Raw genomic sequence first — 18,892 nt, forward strand, 5'->3', positions numbered from 1 at the left:
ACCTCACCTCAGCGCGTGCAGCGTCCCTTCCCGGCCCTCGCCGAGTCCGTCGATCTCGTCGCGCGCCTTCGAAAGGAGCTGCATCGCCAGCTCGTTCAGTGCCCGCGCCGCCGCGATCTCCTCGCCGATCCTCGGTCGCAGTGAGTCGGAAGGGTGGCGGCTCGCGTGTCCGTGGGCCCGCATCTCACTCCCGTCGGGGAGGCGTACGAGGGCGGCCACCCGGGTGCGGTGGGCGTCCTCCTCGCATTTCAGCTCCACGTGCCAGGCCTCAGCGGAGTCAGTTGTCCCAGCGGTCTCGCTCATCACCCTCACCTCCGGAGCTGCTGTCTGCTGTCGATTCCGGTTGGTTCCAGGGTGCTCCTGCCCGCCTGCCGGGGTCCAGCGGACGGCAGACGGGCAGGGGGGGCGGTCAATAGCCTTGCGCCGTCTAGCAGTTACCCTTCGCCGGTTTGTCCGCGAAGCGGTCCGCCAGCCAGTTCGCCGCCAGCGGTGACTGTGTGATCACCCCGGAGACGTGCTCGCCCAGCGGAACCGTGTGCCACTCCACGTTCGCGCCCTTCGCGCACCAGTCCTTGCGGACCTGCTTGCCCACGCCGTACGGGATCAGCTCATCGGTGATCACGTGATACTGGTAAACCGGCGCGTCCGGAGCCCGGGTGCCGACGGTCGACTCGCGCAGGCGCTGCTGCCAGTCCGGCTGGTCCAGGGGGTTCTTGACCGTCATGTCGGTGATCTTCTTGAAGGAGCCGAGCACCGCGCCGTCCCCCACGCAGCTGTCCCGCAGCGCGCCGGTCAGATTCTTGCCCGCCGGGTTGAGGTACGAGGCCAGGTTCAGTTCGGGGAAGGCCGCGTTCTGGCCGATCGCCGCCATGAAGACCAGGCCGGAACCGTACGAGCCGTCGTTGAAGTCCGCCACCTTCATCAGGTCGCCGGGAATCCCGCCGGTCGCCGTGCCCTTCACCTTCAGGTCGGGGGCGTACGCACCGTGCAGCTCGGCCGCGAAGGCGGCTGCCTGGCCGCCCTGCGAGTAGCCCATGATGCCGACCGGCGTGTCCTCGCCGAGCCCCGCGTCCGGGAGGCGGATCGCGGCGCGGGCGGCGTCGAGCATCGCCTGTCCCTCGGCCTTGCCGACGGTGTAGGTGTGGTCGCCGGGCGTGCCGAGACCCTCGTAGTCCGTCACCGCCACCGCCCAGCCGCGCAGGGTGAGTTGCTGGATGAGGTTGGCTTCCATGGTCGTCCCCCTGGGGAAGCCCGCGCTCGGGGCGCAGTGGTCGCCCATGCCGATCGTTCCGACGGCGTAGGTGATGAGGGGGCGGGGGCCCTTCCTGCCGTCCTGCGGCACGATGACCGTGCCGGAGACGGTGTTCGGTTCGCCCTTCGCCGTCGTCGAGCGGTAGTTGATCTTCCAGGCCTTGGTGTGGGTCGGCTGGCCAGGCAGGGGGTGGAAGCTGCTCGGTGCGGAGTCGACGACGTCTCCCGGGGCGGCGGATTGTGCCGGTGCGGCCTGCGCCGTCGTCGGGGTGACGACCGACAGGCCGAGCGCGGCCACCACGGCCAGGGCTCTTGCGCTGGTACGTACGTGCATGCGGCTCTCCCAACTGTCCTCAGGTGCTGGGGTGGTGCTGAGGTGTGCAGGCGATGACCGTAGTGACTGGTGAGTAGGTCGGGCGCTGGCGGGAGCGCTCAGCTTTGTTGACCCCGGTTCTCCCGGTTCTCCCGGCCCTCTCTGTTCTCGTAGCGGTACGCGCCCGGCGTCGTCCCCGTCCACCGCCGGAACGCACGGTGGAAGGCGGTGTCCTCGGAGAATCCGAGCCGTGCGGCGAGTTCGGCGATCGGTTCCGCCCCCTCGGCGAGTCCCGCTATCGCCGCGTCGCGCCGCACGGCGTCCTTCAGTTGCTGGTAGGAGGTGCCCTCCTGGGCGAGGCGGCGACGCAGCGTCGCGGGGCTCACCGCGAGGCGGGCGGCGATCTCGCCGAGGGAGGGGAGGCGGGGTGAGGTCCGCAGCGCGCGGGCGAGCGTGCGGCGCACCTGCTCGGCGATCGTCGTCCCGTACTCGCGCCGTGAGAGCAGATCGAACGGCGCCCGGTTCAGCATGCCGTCGAGCGCTGCCTCGTCCCGGATCAGCGGGGCCGACAGCCAGTGCTCGTCGAACCCGGCCCCGGTGCGCGCCGCGCCGAAACGGACCGGGCAGCCGAAGAGAAGCCCGTACTCGTCCTTGTGCGGGGGCGGCGAATGCCCGAACTCGGCCCAGTGGAGCGGGATGCGCCGCCCGATCAGCCAGCTGCACAGCCGGTGCCAGATGATGACGAGACACTCGGCGAGGAAGTAGTCGTGTTCGAGGTCGTTGCGTACGGCGAAGACGGCGCTTCCGGTGTCGCGGTGTTCGAGGGTGAGGTCGGGGCCGCCGGGAAACAGCCCGTAGAAGGTGACGCCCCGCTCCAGGGCGGCGCCGAGATCGCGGCAGCCGATGGACGCGTGGCACATCATCGCGAAGGTGCCGGGCCTGCTGACCGCCGAGCCGAGGCCGAGGAACTCGTCGCCGGTCGCGCGGTACAGCTCCCGGAAGAGGCGGGCGAACTGGACCTCGGTGATGCGGGCCCGGTCGTCGCCGAGAAGGAGCGGGGGGATCTGGGCGGTGCGGAGCAGCGGGACAGTGTCGATACCGTGGCGTTCGGCGCCGTGCAGCATGGCGCGGACGTGGTGAACGGTGATGGTCCGGCTGGGCATGGGGTGACCTTCCCCCGTCCCGCGCTCTCTCGAACTCGGCGGCCCACAACTCGGCGGCCCATGCTCCGAACACCCCGCTGAGCTCATCGGCCAACCCCGCTGACGCTTCCCGTCATCCCGCGAAGGGCCGCACTGTCCCTAGCGTCGTACGCATGCAGCCGACGGAGCGCCCCGAGACCCTGGCCGTCCTCACCGAGTGGGCGGCCGAACGCCACGGCACGCTGCCCGCCCTCCGCTTCACATCCGGAGGGTCCGCAGGAGGGGCGTGGGAGGAGGTCTCGTACGAGCAGCTGCGCGACCGCGTACGGGACGTCGGCCAGGAGTTGCTCGCTCTCGGTGTCCGCCCGGACGACCGTGTGGCCATCCTCGCCGAGACCCGCCCCGAGTGGACCTACGCCCACTTCGGCACCTTCGCGGCGGGTGCGGTGGTCGTTCCCGTGTACCCGACGGCGGGTGACGAGGAGGTGGAGTGGGTCATCGGTGACTCCGGCGCCTCGGCGGTGATCTGTGAGAACGCGACACAGGCGGCGAAGATCGAGCGCCTGCGGCCACGGCTGCCGGGCGTACGGCACGTGCTGCTCATGACGGAGCGCGAGCGCGAGCGGCGAACGGAACTGGACGAGCGTGAAGCCCTGTTGGAACGCGCCCGCACCCGCACCCCCGCCGACCTGGCCACCATCATCTACACCTCCGGCACCACCGGCCTGCCCAAGGGCTGTCTCCTGACCCACGGCAACCTCGGCGCCGTCCAGTCCGCCACGCTCCCTCTCATCCAGGGCGGCCCCGGCGACTCCACGTACCTCTACCTCCCGCTCGCCCACCTCCTCGCCCAGCTCATCGAGTTCACGACCCTCATCCAGGGCGGCGAACTCTGTTTCTTCGGCGGGAAGATCGAGAATGTGGTCGCCGAGCTGGCCGAGGCGCGGCCCACGCATCTGCCGTCCGTGCCACGCCTGTTCGAGAAGGTGTACTCCGTGGTGCTCTCCCTCGCGGAATCGCAGGACGGAGGTCGCGCACGCTTCGAGGAGGCGGTACGGATCGGGGTCCTCGCGGCGGACGGCGTCCTGCCGCCCGAACTCCGGGAGGCGTACGAGGCTGCCGACAAGGCCCTCTACGGCCTGGTCCGGCAGGCACTCGGAGGGCGGGTGCGGTGGGCGCTGACCGGCGGCGCCCCGATCCCGCCGCACGTCGTCGACTTCCTGCGGGCGTGCGGGATCGCGGTCTATGAGGGGTACGGGATGACCGAGTCGGCCGGGGTGATCAGCCTCAACCATCCGGGGGCGGTCCGGTACGGCACGGTCGGCCGGCCCATCGAGGGGTGCGAGGTCCGTATCGCCGAGGACGGAGAGGTGCTCGCCCGGGGCGGGATGGTCTTCCCCGGCTACCACGCGGACCCTGCCGCCACCCGCGACGCCCTGGACGGCGAGGGCTGGCTGCACACGGGTGACCTGGGTGCGGTCGACGCCGAGGGCTATCTCAGCATCACCGGCCGCAAGAAGGACCTGATCATCACCTCCGGCGGCAAGAACCTCACTCCGTCCCTCAGCGAACTGGCCGTCCAGCGCTCGCGTTTCGTGTCCCGGGCGGTGATGGTGGGCGACGAGCGGCCCTACCCCGTCGCCCTGATCACGCTGGACGCGGAGGAGATCAGCGGCTGGGCGGAGAGGGAGGGCGGGGAGCTGACCTGGTCGGCCCTCTCGCGGGACCCCCGCGTCCGCGCGCTCGTCCAGGAGGCGGTGGACGCGGCCAACGCGACGGTCTCGCGCCCGGCGCGGATCCGCGATTTCGCCATATTGGACGAGGACTTCACGGTGGAGGGCGGCCTGCTCACGCCGAGCCTGAAGGTGCGGAGGCGGGCGGTGGTGGAGCGGTACGCGGGGCTGATCGATGGCCTGTACGAGAAGGGGACGTACGAGAAGAGCGAGGTGCGGTCTACGACACTCCCGCAAGACGCAACAGCGCCGTAGTCGCCGCCGCGCCGACCACGACCACGGCGAAGGGCGCCTTCCGCCAGGCGAGCACTCCGCCGGCCAGGACGCCGATGGGCCGCGCCCACCCGGCGAAACCGTGCCCCTCGGTGAGCGCGCCGGTGGCGAGCAGCGCGACGAGCAGGACGGTGGCCCCGACGGTCAGCAGCTCCTGCATACGGGCGGGAAGTTCGACGCGCCCGTGCAGCAGGGGTCCGGCGAGGCGGAAGGCGTACGTTCCCGCGGCGAGGGCGAGGATGCAGGCGAGATAGGCGTTCACGAGTCACTCCTCCGGGAGGCGGGGCGTGCGGGGCGGCCGGGTCCGCGTCCCGGTCCGCGCCGGGCGGCGAACAGGCCGAGCAGGGCAAGAAGCACGGGCACCCCTGCGGGCAGCACGGGAGCGGCGACGACGGCGATCACGGCACCGGCGGCCGCGGCCCGCCGCGTCATGCTGTCGGCGCGCAGGGAGGGAAGGACCAGGGCGAGGAGCACCGCGGGGAACGCGGCGTCGAGCCCGAAGCGGTCGGTGTCACCGAGGGCGGAACCGGCGAGCGCGCCCCCGAGGACGCTGACGTTCCATACGGCGAACAGGCCGAGCCCGGATATCCAGAACGCGGCTTTGCGCTGCTTCTGGTCGGGCTGCGCGAGGACGAAGGCCGCCGTCTCGTCGGTGATCAGATGGGCGCCCAGGAGCCGCGCGGTCCAGGACCGTCCCAGGCTGTCGGCGACGGCCAGGCTGAATGCGGCCGTGCGGGAGTTGAGCAGCAGCCCGGTCGCCGCCGCGGCCACCGGGCCGCCGCCTGCGGCGAGGATGCCGATCGCGCTGAACTGGGCGGAGCCCGCGTACACGAGCAGGGACATCAGGACGGGCACCCAGACCGGCAGGCCGCCCGCGACGGCGATCGCACCGAAGGAGACACCGACGACGGCGTCGGCGACCCAGACGAGGGCGATGTCGCGCAGGACACCACGGGGAAGGTGGGAGAGGCGCACGAATCCGTCATTCGTTCGCTCTGGCGGGCTGTCTGTTCGGTCTGACGAACGCATACGTCGTAGGATGGACAGAGCGAATCCCGTTCGTCAAGCCGAACGAACGGTCCGCTATGACGAACGATCGGCGAGAGGCGAGGGAGTACGGGACATGGCGCGGGGCAGGGCGGACGAGGGCGCGGCAGTGAGCGGGGCGATGGGCGGCGACGACCCGGCGGGCGGCGTTCCGGCGACCTCCGGTCCGTCCGGTGGCCCCGGCACCTCCGCGTCCAACACGGCCTCCGAGCCGGGTACGGGCGGGCGAAGTGTGGGCGCGCGGCTTGATGCGGGCGTTGGGGAGGGCTCCGGTGTGACGGGCGGCGCGGGCCCGGCGGGTGGTGCTCCCGATGGGTCCGGCCCCTCTGCGTGCAACGCGGCCTCCGAGCCGGGCGCGGGCGGGCGAAGTGTGGGCGCGCGGCTTGATGCGGGCGCTGCGGCGGACCCCGGCGTGACGGGCGGCGCGGGCCCGGCGGGTGGTGCTCCCGATGAGTCCGGCCCCTCTGCGTCCAACGCGGCGTCGGCGGCAGCCGCAGCCCCCGAGTCCGCCGCAGCCGCAGCCCCCGAGTCCGCCGCGGGCGCCGCAGCGGCCTCCGGCGCTACCGGCGCCCCGCCCGCTTCCGCCCAGGCAGCCCCGGCACCCCCCACCCCCCGCCCAACCCCCTCCCGCCTCCCCCGTGAATGGGTCGCCGCCGCGCTTCGGCGTGAGCGGGCCAAGGCGGGGATTTCGCTTTCCGAGCTGGCCAAGCGGGCCGGGATCGCGAAGTCGACGCTCTCGCAGTTGGAGGCGGCCACCGGTAACCCCGGGATCGAGACGTTGTGGGCGCTCGCCGTGGCGCTCGGGGTGCCCTTCAGCGTTCTCGTGGAGTCACCGGCCCCCGCCGTGACGGTGATCCGGGCGGGGGAGGGGCCGACCATGCACGCCGAACAGGCCTCCTACGCAGGGACGTTGCTCTCCGCCGGGCCCTCCGGCGTCCGGCGCGACATCTATCACGCGGCGGTCGAGCCGGGCTCCGTGCGGGAGTCCGAGCCGCACATCCCGGGGTCCATGGAGCACCTGGTCGTCTCCACGGGGCGGCTGCTCGCGGGGCCGCGCGACGCGACGGTGGAGCTGGCCGCCGGCGACTACATGTCGTACCGGGGAGACGTTCCGCATCTCTACGAGGCGCTGGAGCGGGGCACGACCTTCGTGCTGGTGATGCAGCACAGCTAGGCGGCACAGCTAGGCGCCTCGCCGGGGAGCGCCGGGGAGCGCCGGGATGCGCCGAGCGTCTGCGGGCGCGTCGTGGCTTGTCGCGCAGTTCCCCGCGCCCCTTCGGGCGCTACCCCGCCCGCTCCACCGCTACCCCTTCCGAGGCCTAGGCGCCAGCAACTGCTCGCGCAACGCCGTCAGTTGATGTGACGTCTCCACCGCCCGCCCCTCGTCCAGCGTCGCAAGCGCAAGCAGCAGCGCATCCGCCACCACCAGCGCGGTCAGTGCCTCCGTCGTGATGCCGGTCGGCGTGTGCGGTGCTGTCAGGACCGCGTCCACCCGTGACCCGTACAGCTCCGCCAGTTCGTCCGTGACAAGGACGACCCGCGCGCCCACCGCCCGCGCCCGATCGATCAGGATCGTCAGCTCGGTAAGGGCGCGCCCCGGCTGGAAGATCACCACCGCGTCGCCCTGCCGCACGGCGAGCAAATGGTCGGCGAGGGCGAAACCGGTGTCCCCGAAGTAGCGGGCCCGGCGGCCGATCCTGCCGAGGGCCAACGCCAAGTGGCGCGCGGCCAGTTCGGATGCCGCGATGCCGTAGCAGTGGATCTCGGGCGCCTCCGCCAGGAAGCCCACCGCGTCCCGCAGCGCCTCGCCCGGCGTCAGGCGCCGCGCGTGCTCGATGCGCTCCTGGGCCTCGTCGAACACCTCGCCCCAGATGTCGTCCAGGTCCCGCCCCACGTGCGCGATGCGCTGCTGGAGCCGCACCTCGGGCGGCACCGCCGACGTGAAGTCCGACGCGAGCTCCCGCTTGAGCGCGGGCAGGCCCGCGTAACCGAGGCGCTGCATGGCGCGGACCACCGTCGCGTTGCTGGTGCCGCTCGCCGTGCCGAGCTCCTGGGCGCTGGCGAAGAGCAGCGACTCCGCGGGGGCGCTGGCCACGTACTGGGCGACGGCGCGCTCGGACGTCGAGAGCGTCTCCCACTGATCGCGCACCGCCGCCCGCAGCCGCGCGAGCCCCGCCCCGCCGGAGGACCCGGCCCCCGTACCATCCTCTGAAATTTCCATTACAGCTATTGACTCTCGTGTGATGGCCGTTACTCTCCTGGGCAACGCATTCCAGAAGGAGAGCTTCCCGTAATCAACGTTACAACACGGTCACCGGAAGCTCTCCGTCGCGAGGAGAAGAATGGCACCCCGCACCGCCCCCGACGCCCCCGCAGCCCCCGAACGCTCCCTTCCGCTCGTCGAGATATCCGGTACGCCCGTCGAGCGCGGGCGCCAGTACGGCGAAGCCGTCCGCCCCCAACTGCACGCCGCCCTCGCCTATTACGAGGAGGCGTTCGGCCAGTCGTCAGGACTGACCTGGGACCAGGTCACCACGCGCGCCGCCCGCTGGCTTCAGCCCGTCCGCGACTACGCCCCCCACCTCGTCGACGAGATGCGCGGCATCGCGGAGGGCGCCGGGGTCGACCTGCTCGACGTGCTCGCGCTCAACGCCCGGGGCGAGGTCATCTACGACCGCTCCTTCGCGGACATGGCCAAAGAGGGCGATGAGTCCGGGTCCAGGGAGGAGGAGGCCGCAGACGGCTGCACCTCCTTCGCCGCCTACGGAGAGGCCAGCGGCGACGGCCACGTCTGGGCCGGGCAGAATTGGGACTGGCGGGCCGGGGTCGCCGACACCGTCGTCATGCTGCGCGTCGTCCAGCCCCCGCACCCGACCCTGATCATGCAGGTCGAGGCGGGCCAGGTCGGACGCCAGGGCGCCAACTCGGCGGGCATCGCGCTCAACGCGAACGGCCTGGGCGGGCGCTTCAACGACGCGATCGGCCTCCCGCAGACCGTCGTACGCCGCAGTGTCCTGGACCAGCACGCCATCACCGACGCCCTGGACGTGCTCTGCCGCACCCGCGCGCACATCGCCTCCAACGCCCTGCTGACCTGCCGCGAGGGCTTCGCCGTCGACCTGGAGACGACACCCGCCGGGCACGGCTGGATGTACCCCACGGACGGGCTCCTCGTGCACGGCAACCACTACCAGGCGGGCGTCCCTGCCGCGATCGCCGCCGACTACCGCCCCATGTCGTCGGACTCGCTCGTCCGCGTCCCGCGCGCCGAGCAGGGCTTGAAGTCCCTGCGCTCCTCCACCGGCGCCGACGAGTCGCGCAAGCTCATCAAGCAGGCCATGTCCGACCACCTCGGCCACCCCGAGTCGCTCTGCACCCACCCCGACACGCGACAGGCCGAGGTCAAGCACTGGGCCACGCTCGTCTCCTCCTGCGTGGACCTGACCAGCGGCGATTACCACGTCACCGCGGGCACCCCCTGCGACCGCGACTACCAGCACATGCCCTGGAACCTCTACGACGGCCCGTACGGAGACAGCAGATGACGACCACTACCAGGACTTCGAACACCAGGACTTCGAAGCGGCCGGTGGTCGCCGGACTCGCCGCGGCCACGCTCCTCACCGCCGTCGCCGGATGCAGCGGCGCCGACACCGCAGCGACCGGCGGAAAGCCCGCCGACGCGGCGAAGCTGAAGCTGAGCGCGACGACCGCCCCCGCCAAGGGCACCCTTGACAAGGCGAACTGGCTCCTTGAGGACGAGCCGGACTCGCTCGACCTCGACACCCAGGGGTCGAGCGCGGGCCGCGTCGTCCTCACGAACGTCTGCGAGCGGCTCTACCAGCTCCAACCCGACATGACGACGAAGCCCTTCCTCGCCGAGAAGGCCCACGCACCCGACGACAAGACCCTCGTCCTGACCGTCCGGGACGGCGTCACCTTCCACGACGGGTCGAAGCTCACCGCCGACGACGTGCTGTGGTCCCTGAAGCGGCACGCTGATCCGGACATGGAGCAGGCCGACGAGTTCGTCAACGTCAAGTCCATGAAGAAGACCGGCGACCGCGAGATCACCGTCCGCTTCAAGTCTCCCGACGCGCTCTTCACGAAGGCGCTCGCCGGAGACGCGGGCATCGTCTGGAACAAGAGGAAGGTCACCGGCTCCGGAGAGGACTTCGGAACGCCGGGGCAGCCGGACGCGTGCAGCGGCCCGTACGAGCTGAAGGGCTGGAAGTCCGGCGACTCGATCACCATCGAGGCGTACGACGGCTACTGGGGCAAGAAGCCGCTGACCCGGCAGGTCGTCTTCCGCTGGGCCACTGACAGCGCGCTCGTCAACGCCCTGAAGACGGGCGCAGCCGACGGAACGTACGCCGAATCCCCGAACACCGCCTCCGCCCTGCGCACCAGCAAGGGCCTCGACGAGCACTACGGCCCGTCCACGGCGTCGCTCGTGCTCATCCCGACGGCTCGCGGCGGCCTGAAGGACCCGCAGATCCGCCGGGCCCTGTCCCTCGCGATCGACCGGACGGGCATCGCCAAGTCGGGATACGGCGGTCTCATCCAGCCGTGGGCCACACCGGTCGGCTCGGGCGCCTGGGGATACGAGAAGGATGAATTCGAGGCGGCACAGGAGGAGTTGTCGGCGTCCGCGCCCGACACCCCGAACGCCGACGACCTGGCGAAGGCCAAGGAGCTCGTGAAGGAGGCGGGCGCGCCTGCCGATCCCATCGTGATCGGCACGGACAGCAGCCAGGGGCGGACGGTCGTCGCGAACGCCGTGCGTTCCGCGCTCCAGCGGATCGGGCTCAAGGGACAGATCAAGACCGTCCCCACCGCCCAGTTCGAGGAGTTCTACAGCGATCCGGCCGCGCGGGCCGACATCGATGTGCTGGTCGGCGACTGGTACATCTCCAAGGCCGACCCCATGGGCTTCTACGACAACGGCCTCTCCGACTCCTCCAACAACTGGGTCGGCTTCAAGGACGCGACGTACGACAAGTTGGTCCGGCAGGCGCTGAGCACCCTGGACGACGCGAAGCGGGCCGAGCTCGCCATCGACGTACAGAAGCGGTTCGTGGACGCGGGGGTCTGGATCCCGGTCGCGCAGGTGCCATCGGCCCTCGTCATCAGCGGAAAGCTGACGGGTCCGCCCGCCTCGCAGGCCTACCTCTACTACCCGTGGGCGGCCGACCTCGGCCTCAAGACGAAGAAGGGCTAGGTGACACGGACCATGCTCGCTCGCATCTCACGGCGTCTCGCCGGACTTGTCGCCACCCTCTTCGCCGCGTCGTTCGTCATCTTCGCCGCCGTGTACGCGGCGCCCGGTGACCCGGCGGTGTTCCTGGCGGGCGGCCGGGACAAGCTGACGCCGGAGCGCCTCGCCCAGGTGCGCTCCCAGTACCACCTGGACGAGCCGCTGGTCGTCCAGTACGGCCGTTGGCTGTGGGACTGCGTCCACTTCGACCTGGGACGCTCCTTCAAATACAGCGACCAGGTGGCCGACCTGGTGACGGCCCGCTTCCCGACGACACTCCAACTCGTCGCCTACTCCACGGTGCTGTTCGTCGTCCTGGGAGTGGGCGCGGGAATCCTGGCCGCCGTGAAGCGGTCCACGTGGGTGGACTCGGCGGTGGTCGGGGGTACGACGCTCGCGGCCTCGGTCCCTTCCTTCGTGGCGGCGATCGCGCTGGTCTCCCTGTTCGGCGTGCAGCTGGGGTGGTTCCCGGTCTCGGGCTCGGGGGATGGCTTCGCGGGCACGCTGCACCATCTCACCCTGCCCGCCCTGTCGTTGGCGCTCGGTGCCCTCGCCATCATCAGCCGGGTCACCCGGCAGGCGATGGCGGACGCCGCCGCGTCCGACCACGTGGAGGCGGCGCGCGCATCGGGAGTACCGGAGCGCGACATCATCCGGCGGCACGTCCTGCGCAACGCGCTCGGGCCGATCATCACGATGTGCGGACTCGTCATGGCGGGAATGCTGGCGGGCACGGTGGTCGTGGAGACGGCGTTCGGCATCAGCGGGATCGGTTCGCTCCTGGTGGGCGCGATCAATACGCACGACTTCCCGGTGGCGCAGGCGGTCCTGCTGCTCATGGTCACCGGCTACATCGTGGTGACGACCCTGGTGGACGTGGTGCACCCGCTCCTCGACCCGCGAGTGAAGGAGGCACGTTCCTGATGGCTTCCACCGCAGCTGTGGGGCTCCCGCCCTTGGCCGTACGCCGTCGTCGACGCCCCATCGGGGTGATGGTGGCCGCGGTCCTGCTCGGCCTCGTCGTACTGGCAGCGGTGTTCGCACCGCTCCTCGCGCCCTACGCCCCCGACGCCATCGACCTCTCGGCCTCACTGGTCGGAACGTCGGGCGACCACCTCCTGGGCACGGACTCATCAGGCCAGGACCTGCTGTCGCGGGCCCTGTACGGAACCCGTACGAGCCTGATCGCGCCGATACTGCTCCTCGCCGTCGCGGCCGTCCTGGGCGTCACGCTCGGGGTGCTCGCAGCATGGCGCGGGGGATGGGTGGACGCGCTGGTCTCGCGGATCACGGACGTGATGTACGCGTTCCCGGGCCTGCTCTTCACCGTCCTGATCATCGCGGTCTTCGGCGCGGGAATGACGACATCGGTACTGGCGCTCGGTCTGGCCTTCACACCCACGATCGCCAAGTACGTACGCTCGCTTGCCCTTTCGGAATCACGCAAGCCGTACGTCGACGCCTACCGGGTGCAGGGAATGGGCGGCGCGCGGATCTGCGTCGCGCACCTGGTCCCGAACCTCGGCCGAGCGATCCTGGGCTACTTGGTGGTGCTCTTCGGGGAAGCGCTGATGTCGCTCGCGACTCTCTCGTACCTCGGCTTCGGCGCTCAACCACCGTCCTCCGACTGGGGCTTGATGGTGCAGGAGGGACAGGCGGCCGTGGTCCAGGGCGCCCTGCTCCCGGCGCTCGTCCCCGGCACGGCCATCGCACTGGTCGTCGTGTCCTTCAACGTGGTCGGGGTCTGGGCCGCCGACCGGCTAGGGAGGCAGTGACCCATGCTGCTCGAGATCGAAGACCTCACCCTGCGGATACCGGGCGCGGCCCGGCCGCTCCTCGAATCGGTGTCCCTCACCGTGCGGCCCGGCGAAGTCGTGGGCCTGGTGGGCGAGTCGGGCTCCGGCAAGTCGACCACGGCGAAGGCGGCGCTCGGCCTTCTCCCGGCCGGGGCGGAGACATCGGGCTCCGTCCGCGTGAACGGCGCCGAAGTCCTGACCCTCACGGGCGAGGCCCTGCGCACGCATCGCGCGCGGACGGTGGCCATGGTCCACCAGGACCCCCGCGCCGCCCTCAACCCGGTGCGCCGCATCGGCGACTTCCTGGTCGAGAGGGGCGCGACGCGCGAACGTGCCGTCGAACTCCTGGACGCCGTCGGCCTCTCCGACCCCGAACACCGCGTACGCCAGCGCCCGCACGAGCTCTCCGGCGGCATGCTGCAACGCGTGGTCATCGCGGGCGCGCTCGCGGCGGAGCCGAGCCTGTTGCTGGCGGACGAGGCGACCAGCGCCCTTGACGTCACGACGCAGGCGGAGATCCTGGCCCTCCTGCGCGAACTGCGCTCCACCCGGGACCTCGGCCTCCTCTTCATCACCCACGACCTGCATCTGGCGGCGGCGTACTGCGACCGCGTGTACGTCATGTACGCGGGCCGGGTGATGGAGGAACGCTCGGCCGAAGCCCTGTTCGCGAAACCGGCCCACCCCTATACGCGGGGCCTGCTCTCCTGCTCGCCCACCCTGGGCGACACGACCCACACCCTCCACCCGATCCCGGGCCGCCCGCCGTCCCTGTCGGACACGTTCGACGGCTGTCCGTTCGTGTCGCGGTGCGGGGACGCGGAGGAGTCCTGTCGGACGTGGATCCCGGAGCAGTTGAAGCTGGACGACGGCGGAACGGCGGCCTGCGCCGTTGTGCCCACGATGCTGAGTACCGACACAACAGAGGTGAGTCACTGATGCCATCGGACCTGCTGTCGGTCGACGGCCTGAGCAAGAGCTACCCCCTGCCGGGCGGCGGCCGTCACCAGGCCGCCGACAACGTGACGTTCACGGTCCAACCCGGCGGAGCCATAGGCATCGTGGGCGAATCGGGCTCGGGCAAGACGACAGTCGCCCGCATGCTGGTGGGCCTTGTCCGCCAGGACTCAGGCACGGTGACAGTGAAGGGCCGCCCGCGCGAGGCCCGTACGCCCCGAAAGCGCGCCGCGCGCCTGGCCAGGGCGAGGGAGATCCAGATGGTCTTCCAGGACCCCTACCTCTCCCTGGACCCCCGCCTCACCTCGTCCCAGTGCCTGCGCACGGCCCTGCGCCTGCACGGCAGGGACGAGAAGCCGGCGGCAGGGCTCCTGGACCAGGTGGGCCTGGGCTCACGCGAGGCCGGCGCCCGCCCCCGCGAACTCTCCGGCGGCCAGCGCCAGCGCCTGGCCATCGCGAGGGCCCTTGCGGTGGACCCCCAAGTCCTCGTCCTGGACGAGGCGGTAGCGGCCCTGGACGTGTCGATCCAGGCCCAGATCCTCCAACTGCTCGGCGAGATCCGCCGGGACACCGGGGTGGCCCTGGTCTTCGTCAGCCACGACCTGGCCGTCGTCCAGCACATCACCGACGAGGTCCTTGTGATGCGCCGGGGCAAGGTGGTGGAACAGGGGCCCACGGACCGGGTACTGACGGCACCGGAAGACCCGTATACGAACCTGCTGCTCGCCTCGGTCCCGGGGGAGGGCTGGAACCCACAGGATGTGACGTCGGCGAGGGCGGCATTGACGTCGACGTAGAGCCCCTTTAGGGGCGCGGGGAACTGCGCGCTCGGCCACGGCGCACCCGCAGAGGCAAGAACAAGAAGGCGCCCACGGGCAAGAACAAGAAGGCGCCCACGCCAGAAAAAGGCAGGAGCCCTGTCTTCCCGCTTGCGCGGGGAGACAGGGCTCCTTGGGTACTGCTATCCGTGTCCGGATCAAGTCACCGGAACTCTCACACATCCCATTCGCATGGGACGCCCCACTACTGGGGGGTGACGTTCTCCGCCTGCGGACCCTTCGGGCCCTGCGTGACATCGAAGCTCACGGCCTGGTTCTCCTCAAGGGAGCGGAAGCCGTTCGCGTTGATCGCGGAGTAGTGGACGAAGACGTCGGGGCCTCCGCCTTCCTGGGCGATGAATCCAAAGCCCTTTTCGGCGTTGAACCACTTCACGGTTCCGGTAGCCATAAGCCCTCCTTGGGCCAAAGGGTTGCCCTGCTCCAGAACCTGCGATTGTTGAAACAACTGCATAAGTCTGAAAACGACGAGAGCCCGCGGGTCACATGCTCCGCAGGCTCTGTACTGCAAGGGAAACCAAACTGCAACTTGCGGTGAGCTTAGCACGCAGGCAGCTGAAAGCAATAGGGGGCAAGATCACGTCACCCGGATGTTTGACGTACCCCCTGGAGGGGTTGACGGACCAGGTCCGGAGGGGTTGACAAGGGCGAGATCGGGCCCCGCTTTCTGCACCGTACCGCAAGGGGGCTAGCCTCCCCGATGTGGACAATTCTCCCGTTGACACCATCACCGGGGAGGGCTCAGAACAGCTCCCCGGCCTTCACCGCACCCCCAGGCCGCGCGTCGGTCACATTCAGTTCCTGAACTGCATGCCCCTGTACTGGGGTCTCGCGCGGACCGGAACCCTGCTCGACTTCGAGCTCACGAAGGACACCCCTGAGAAGCTCAGTGAGCAGTTGGTGCGGGGCGATCTCGATATCGCGCCCGTCACTCTCGTCGAGTTCCTCAGGAACGCCGACGATCTCGTCGCTTTTCCCGATCTCGCGGTCGGCTGCGACGGCCCGGTGATGTCCTGCGTGATCGTCTCGCAGGTCCCTCTCGACCAACTGGACGGCGCGAGGGTCGCGCTCGGCTCGACCTCGCGCACCTCCGTGCGCCTGGCGCAGCTGCTGCTCGCCGAGCGCTACGGCGTGCAGCCCGACTACTACACGTGTCCGCCGGACCTCGGCCTGATGATGCAGGATGCGGACGCCGCCGTGCTCATTGGGGACGCGGCGCTGCGGGCGAACCTGATCGACGCCCCGCGCCTGGGTCTGGACGTGTACGACCTGGGCCAGATGTGGAAGGACTGGACGGGCCTGCCGTTCGTCTTCGCGGTCTGGGCGGCCCGGCGTGACTACGCGGAGCGCGAGCCCGCCGTCGTGGACGCGGTGCACAAGGCGTTCCTGGCCTCGCGTGACCTCTCCCTGGAGGAGGTCGGCAAGGTCTCCGAACAGGCCGCGCGCTGGGAGGCCTTCGACGCGGAGATCCTGGAGCAGTACTTCACGACGCTCGACTTCCGTTTCGGGAGCGCGCAGTTGGAGGGCGTGGCGGAGTTCGCGCGCCGGGTGGGGGAGACGACGGGCTTCCCTGCGGATGTGCGGGTGGAGTTGTTGGGGAAGCAGCCTTAGTACGCGGACGACTCCGAGCTGCGGCGGACTACCCTGAGCCGCAGACAATGCCGCGGTCCGGGTTGCCGGTGGCCGCGGGCGTGCGGCGCGTCCGGGGGAGGCCTTCGTCATGCACCCGCTAGATCCCGGCGAACCGACAGCTGTCGGGCCCTACCGCCTGCTGGGCCGACTGGGCTCGGGCGGTATGGGCCGGGTCTACCTGGGGCGCAGTTCGGGTGGCCGTACGGTCGCGGTGAAGGTCGTCCATCCGCACTTCGCGCTCGACGAGGAGTTCCGCGCCCGCTTCCGGCGCGAGGTGGACGCGGCGCGGCGGGTGGGCGGCGACTGGACGGCGCCGGTGCTCGACGCGGACCCGGAGGCGCCGGTGCCGTGGGTGGCGACGGGCTACGCGGCGGGACCTTCACTCGCGGAGGCGGTACGCGACCTCTCCCCTCTACCCGCCCACTCCGTACGTGTATTGGTGGCGGGCTTGGCCGAGGCGCTGAGCCACGTCCATGGCCTCGGCCTGGTCCACCGTGACGTCAAGCCGTCGAACGTCATGCTCACGATGTACGGCCCGCGCCTCATCGACTTCGGCATCGCGCGGGCGACGGACGGCACGGCGTCGCTCACGTCGACCGGCGTCTCCGTCGGCTCGCCCGGCTACATGTCGCCGGAGCAGATCCTAGGCAGCGGCGTCGGAGGATCGGCGGACGTCTTCTCACTGGGCGCCGTCCTCGTGTACGCGGCGACGGGGGCGGCCCCGTTCCCGGGCGACTCCTCGGCGTCGCTGCTCTACAAGGTCGTACACGAGGAGCCGGAACTAGGCGCGCTGGAAGGCGATCTGCGCGACTTGGCACGGGAGTGCCTGACCAAGGACCCGGACGGGCGCCCGACTCCGCAGCAGATCGCGCGGCGGCTCGCGCCCTCAGGCGTGGACGGGCTCGTGGCGGCCGGGTGGCTGCCGGGGCCGCTGGTGGAGCGGGTCAGCCGGAGCGCGGTGCGGATCCTGGACCTGGAGACGGACGGGGCCGGAGTCGCGGAACAGCCGTCAGGCCCGGTGCCGTTCGGCAGCTCGGCGGTGGCCGGCTCCTTCGGCCCACCGGACGCGTCGTACGCGCCGCCACCTGCGGCGTACGTCCCCACGCAGACCTCACCTCCGTCATCGGGCCGGGTGAGCGTCTCGGTCGCCGCGACGTCCACGCCGAGTGGGACCGACGGGCGGCGGGGCCGCAAGGTCAGTTGCACGCTGGTACTCGGCATCGCGGGCGCGCTCGCCGCGGCGACCATCGGCTCCGCGTTCGTGTTCGGGCTGCTCCCGGGAGAGAACGACAAGGCCGGCGACACGGCCCAGCCTCCTCAAGCGACGGCAGGCGACGACCAGCAGGGCAACGGCAAGGTCCCGAACTCCTACCTCGGCACATGGGAGGGCCAGGCGGTCGCCGCCAACGGCGCAGTCCCGATGGGCACGTTCAGCCTCAAGGTCGAGCAGGCCAAGGTCGGCGACCGCTTCGCAGTCATGACGCAGACGGACCAACTGGGCGGCGTCTGCGCGGTGGACCTGGTCCTGAAGTCGGTCTCGGAGAAGGAGATCGTCGCAAGGGGCAAGGGCCAGGCGAAGAGCGCCGCCCAGTGCACGAAGAACACGCACACGGTGCGGTTGCGCCCGAAGGGCGACGATTTGCTCTATCTGTCGGAGAACGCGGAGTCGGGGAACCCGGAGGCGCGGATGTCCCGCGCGGGCTGAGACGCGTCTCAGCCCGATGGGGTCCCGGCCGCGCTGGAGGGATTCGTCGTGCGGTGGCCGACGTAGACCGAGTGCAGCCACAGTCCCATCCCCGGCGTGAGCGCTGTGGCCGCCAGGCCTACCGCTCACATATAGGGATAGTTCTGGCTGACCCAGCAGTACTCCCCGGAGAAGCTGCAGTAGCCGTTCCGGTGGCTTCGCTTGGGGCGGGCCGCGCACATCGCGATGGCGAGGGAGGCTGCGACCAGGATCGCGATGACCAGGGGCCGCTACTGCCGATGGACGCAGGCGTCGGGAGGGGCTCTTTAACGGGACCGGGATCCTAGCAGCGCTACTGGAACAGGCTTGCGCAGGTCCAGTGTGGGTGCTGCGGCCTCAAGGGGGAGGCCCTGAGGGCTGTCGTTACTGTATTCGTCAGCAACCATCACACCTGCCCAGCCATTGTTAAGGATTACCATCCGCCTATGCCTGCAGATCCTTCCACGGCGTACGAAGCCCACTACACCTGGACGCCGATCCAGCTTCTGAGCGGTGCTGTGACGCGCCGCCTTGTCGCGTTTCGAGTCGATGAGCAAGGAGTGACCCTGGGCGGTGCTCCTGCGAAGTACGCGCGGCAGACGGCATTTGTGCCATGGCAGGACATTGAGGCAGTGGTCTTGTGGCAGCAAAGCACTGCAGGGCTCTCCCCCATGAAATATGTGGGCTTGCGCCGCAGGGCAGGCGCACCGCAGCTTCCTGGGGCCAACGCCAGACTGAGCCAGGAGCGGACTGGCCGTCTCGCACCGCACATCGACCACGAGGTCTTTTTGGCGAGCAGGCACATCAATCTGTGGACGCTGGACCGCGGACGTCTTGCCGAGGCTGTGGGTGTGTTTGCCCCTGGGGTCTCGGTCGACGAAGTATCGAACACCTGACGACACACAAGAGCTGAGCGGGAGGGGTACGTACTG

At 70.4% G+C, this 18,892-nt stretch carries 17 protein-coding genes and 1 pseudogene; 11 read left to right on the top strand and 7 right to left on the bottom strand.

Annotated features, from left to right (window positions below; all coding sequences use genetic code 11):
• Window positions 1-3 precede the first annotated feature (3 nt).
• The 3 genes from ACWFRJ_RS26745 to ACWFRJ_RS26755 all read right to left on the bottom strand — a co-directional run bounded on the left by ACWFRJ_RS26745 (window position 4) and on the right by ACWFRJ_RS26755 (window position 2,727).
• A complete protein-coding gene (locus ACWFRJ_RS26745) occupies window positions 4-303 on the bottom strand; it encodes a DUF1876 domain-containing protein (RefSeq protein ID WP_453535958.1) in 300 nt (99 codons plus the stop codon).
• Between the two features lie 124 nt (window positions 304-427).
• Entirely contained in the window at window positions 428-1,585 is a 1,158-nt protein-coding gene (locus ACWFRJ_RS26750; protein ID WP_453535961.1) for a lipase family protein, read from the bottom strand.
• 98 nt (window positions 1,586-1,683) lie between these two features.
• Window positions 1,684-2,727, bottom strand: a complete 1,044-nt coding sequence (locus ACWFRJ_RS26755; protein ID WP_453535964.1) for an AraC family transcriptional regulator — start codon at window positions 2,725-2,727, stop codon at window positions 1,684-1,686.
• A gap of 152 nt (window positions 2,728-2,879) precedes the next feature.
• Between ACWFRJ_RS26755 and ACWFRJ_RS26760 the strand changes: the two genes are divergently transcribed.
• Window positions 2,880-4,694, top strand: coding sequence for an AMP-dependent synthetase/ligase (locus tag ACWFRJ_RS26760; protein ID WP_453535967.1), 1,815 nt, complete (start codon window positions 2,880-2,882; stop codon window positions 4,692-4,694).
• Here the strand turns inward: ACWFRJ_RS26760 and ACWFRJ_RS26765 are convergent.
• Window positions 4,660-4,974, bottom strand: a complete 315-nt coding sequence (locus tag ACWFRJ_RS26765) for an AzlD domain-containing protein (RefSeq protein ID WP_389912629.1) — start codon at window positions 4,972-4,974, stop codon at window positions 4,660-4,662. The two genes, ACWFRJ_RS26760 and ACWFRJ_RS26765, sit on opposite strands and share 35 nt — an antisense overlap.
• Complete coding sequence (locus tag ACWFRJ_RS26770; RefSeq protein WP_453535971.1) at window positions 4,971-5,741, bottom strand: AzlC family ABC transporter permease; 771 nt, start codon at window positions 5,739-5,741, stop codon at window positions 4,971-4,973. Before ACWFRJ_RS26770 ends, ACWFRJ_RS26765 begins: the two co-directional genes overlap by 4 nt.
• 640 nt (window positions 5,742-6,381) lie before the next feature.
• Between ACWFRJ_RS26770 and ACWFRJ_RS26775 the strand changes: the two are divergent.
• A pseudogene (locus ACWFRJ_RS26775) lies at window positions 6,382-6,933 on the top strand (helix-turn-helix domain-containing protein); the annotation flags it as partial.
• A gap of 129 nt (window positions 6,934-7,062) precedes the next feature.
• Here ACWFRJ_RS26775 and ACWFRJ_RS26780 read toward each other — a convergent pair.
• Window positions 7,063-7,980, bottom strand: a complete 918-nt coding sequence (locus ACWFRJ_RS26780) for a MurR/RpiR family transcriptional regulator (RefSeq protein ID WP_453535974.1) — start codon at window positions 7,978-7,980, stop codon at window positions 7,063-7,065.
• A gap of 121 nt (window positions 7,981-8,101) precedes the next feature.
• Between ACWFRJ_RS26780 and ACWFRJ_RS26785 the strand changes: the two genes are divergently transcribed.
• From ACWFRJ_RS26785 to ACWFRJ_RS26810, 6 genes are read left to right on the top strand one after another with little or no spacing between them, the layout of a single operon-like run.
• On the top strand, window positions 8,102-9,304 hold the full coding sequence (locus tag ACWFRJ_RS26785; protein WP_453535977.1) for a C45 family autoproteolytic acyltransferase/hydolase: 1,203 nt from the start codon (window positions 8,102-8,104) through the stop codon (window positions 9,302-9,304).
• Complete coding sequence (locus ACWFRJ_RS26790; protein WP_453535980.1) at window positions 9,301-10,980, top strand: ABC transporter substrate-binding protein; 1,680 nt, start codon at window positions 9,301-9,303, stop codon at window positions 10,978-10,980. Before ACWFRJ_RS26785 ends, ACWFRJ_RS26790 begins: the two co-directional genes overlap by 4 nt.
• Before the next feature lie 12 nt (window positions 10,981-10,992).
• Window positions 10,993-11,940, top strand: a complete 948-nt coding sequence (locus ACWFRJ_RS26795; protein WP_453535983.1) for an ABC transporter permease — start codon at window positions 10,993-10,995, stop codon at window positions 11,938-11,940.
• Window positions 11,940-12,791 carry an ABC transporter permease gene (locus ACWFRJ_RS26800; protein ID WP_453535986.1) on the top strand — a complete coding sequence of 284 codons (852 nt, stop codon included), beginning with the start codon at window positions 11,940-11,942 and terminating at the stop codon, window positions 12,789-12,791. The genes ACWFRJ_RS26795 and ACWFRJ_RS26800 overlap by 1 nt, the downstream gene beginning before the upstream one ends.
• A gap of 3 nt (window positions 12,792-12,794) precedes the next feature.
• Window positions 12,795-13,751 (top strand): ABC transporter ATP-binding protein, encoded by a 957-nt coding sequence (locus ACWFRJ_RS26805; RefSeq protein ID WP_453535989.1) that lies wholly within the window; start codon window positions 12,795-12,797, stop codon window positions 13,749-13,751.
• Window positions 13,751-14,566 carry an ABC transporter ATP-binding protein gene (locus ACWFRJ_RS26810; protein ID WP_453535991.1) on the top strand — a complete coding sequence of 272 codons (816 nt, stop codon included), beginning with the start codon at window positions 13,751-13,753 and terminating at the stop codon, window positions 14,564-14,566. Before ACWFRJ_RS26805 ends, ACWFRJ_RS26810 begins: the two co-directional genes overlap by 1 nt.
• A 226-nt stretch (window positions 14,567-14,792) precedes the next feature.
• Here the strand turns inward: ACWFRJ_RS26810 and ACWFRJ_RS26815 are convergent, their stop codons facing one another.
• A complete protein-coding gene (locus ACWFRJ_RS26815; protein WP_018528239.1) occupies window positions 14,793-14,996 on the bottom strand; it encodes a cold-shock protein in 204 nt (67 codons plus the stop codon).
• A gap of 335 nt (window positions 14,997-15,331) precedes the next feature.
• Here ACWFRJ_RS26815 and ACWFRJ_RS26820 point away from each other — a divergent pair, with 335 nt between their 5' ends.
• From ACWFRJ_RS26820 to ACWFRJ_RS26830, 3 genes are all read left to right on the top strand, one after another.
• Window positions 15,332-16,216, top strand: a complete 885-nt coding sequence (locus ACWFRJ_RS26820; protein WP_453536695.1) for a menaquinone biosynthetic enzyme MqnA/MqnD family protein — start codon at window positions 15,332-15,334, stop codon at window positions 16,214-16,216.
• 109 nt (window positions 16,217-16,325) lie between these two features.
• Window positions 16,326-17,942 carry a serine/threonine-protein kinase gene (locus ACWFRJ_RS26825; RefSeq protein WP_453535994.1) on the top strand — a complete coding sequence of 539 codons (1,617 nt, stop codon included), beginning with the start codon at window positions 16,326-16,328 and terminating at the stop codon, window positions 17,940-17,942.
• Between the two features lie 464 nt (window positions 17,943-18,406).
• The gene (locus tag ACWFRJ_RS26830) at window positions 18,407-18,856 is read left to right on the top strand and encodes a hypothetical protein (protein ID WP_453535996.1); all 450 of its coding nucleotides are present in this window, start codon (window positions 18,407-18,409) and stop codon (window positions 18,854-18,856) included.
• Window positions 18,857-18,892 lie beyond the last annotated feature (36 nt).

The sequence above is a fragment of the Streptomyces sp. NPDC055239 genome (genome assembly GCF_053606205.1).

Coding starts and splice junctions, on each gene's coding strand:
- ACWFRJ_RS26815 (WP_018528239.1), bottom strand. CDS start 14,996: ATGGCTACCGGAACCGTGAAGTGGTTCAACGCCGAAAAGGGCTTTGGA.
- ACWFRJ_RS26805 (WP_453535989.1), top strand. CDS start 12,795: ATGCTGCTCGAGATCGAAGACCTCACCCTGCGGATACCGGGCGCGGCC.
- ACWFRJ_RS26760 (WP_453535967.1), top strand. CDS start 2,880: ATGCAGCCGACGGAGCGCCCCGAGACCCTGGCCGTCCTCACCGAGTGG.
- ACWFRJ_RS26785 (WP_453535977.1), top strand. CDS start 8,102: ATGGCACCCCGCACCGCCCCCGACGCCCCCGCAGCCCCCGAACGCTCC.
- ACWFRJ_RS26825 (WP_453535994.1), top strand. CDS start 16,326: ATGCACCCGCTAGATCCCGGCGAACCGACAGCTGTCGGGCCCTACCGC.
- ACWFRJ_RS26795 (WP_453535983.1), top strand. CDS start 10,993: ATGCTCGCTCGCATCTCACGGCGTCTCGCCGGACTTGTCGCCACCCTC.
- ACWFRJ_RS26790 (WP_453535980.1), top strand. CDS start 9,301: ATGACGACCACTACCAGGACTTCGAACACCAGGACTTCGAAGCGGCCG.
- ACWFRJ_RS26800 (WP_453535986.1), top strand. CDS start 11,940: ATGGCTTCCACCGCAGCTGTGGGGCTCCCGCCCTTGGCCGTACGCCGT.
- ACWFRJ_RS26745 (WP_453535958.1), bottom strand. CDS start 303: ATGAGCGAGACCGCTGGGACAACTGACTCCGCTGAGGCCTGGCACGTG.
- ACWFRJ_RS26770 (WP_453535971.1), bottom strand. CDS start 5,741: ATGCGTTCGTCAGACCGAACAGACAGCCCGCCAGAGCGAACGAATGAC.
- ACWFRJ_RS26810 (WP_453535991.1), top strand. CDS start 13,751: ATGCCATCGGACCTGCTGTCGGTCGACGGCCTGAGCAAGAGCTACCCC.
- ACWFRJ_RS26830 (WP_453535996.1), top strand. CDS start 18,407: ATGCCTGCAGATCCTTCCACGGCGTACGAAGCCCACTACACCTGGACG.
- ACWFRJ_RS26780 (WP_453535974.1), bottom strand. CDS start 7,980: ATGGAAATTTCAGAGGATGGTACGGGGGCCGGGTCCTCCGGCGGGGCG.
- ACWFRJ_RS26750 (WP_453535961.1), bottom strand. CDS start 1,585: ATGCACGTACGTACCAGCGCAAGAGCCCTGGCCGTGGTGGCCGCGCTC.
- ACWFRJ_RS26755 (WP_453535964.1), bottom strand. CDS start 2,727: ATGCCCAGCCGGACCATCACCGTTCACCACGTCCGCGCCATGCTGCAC.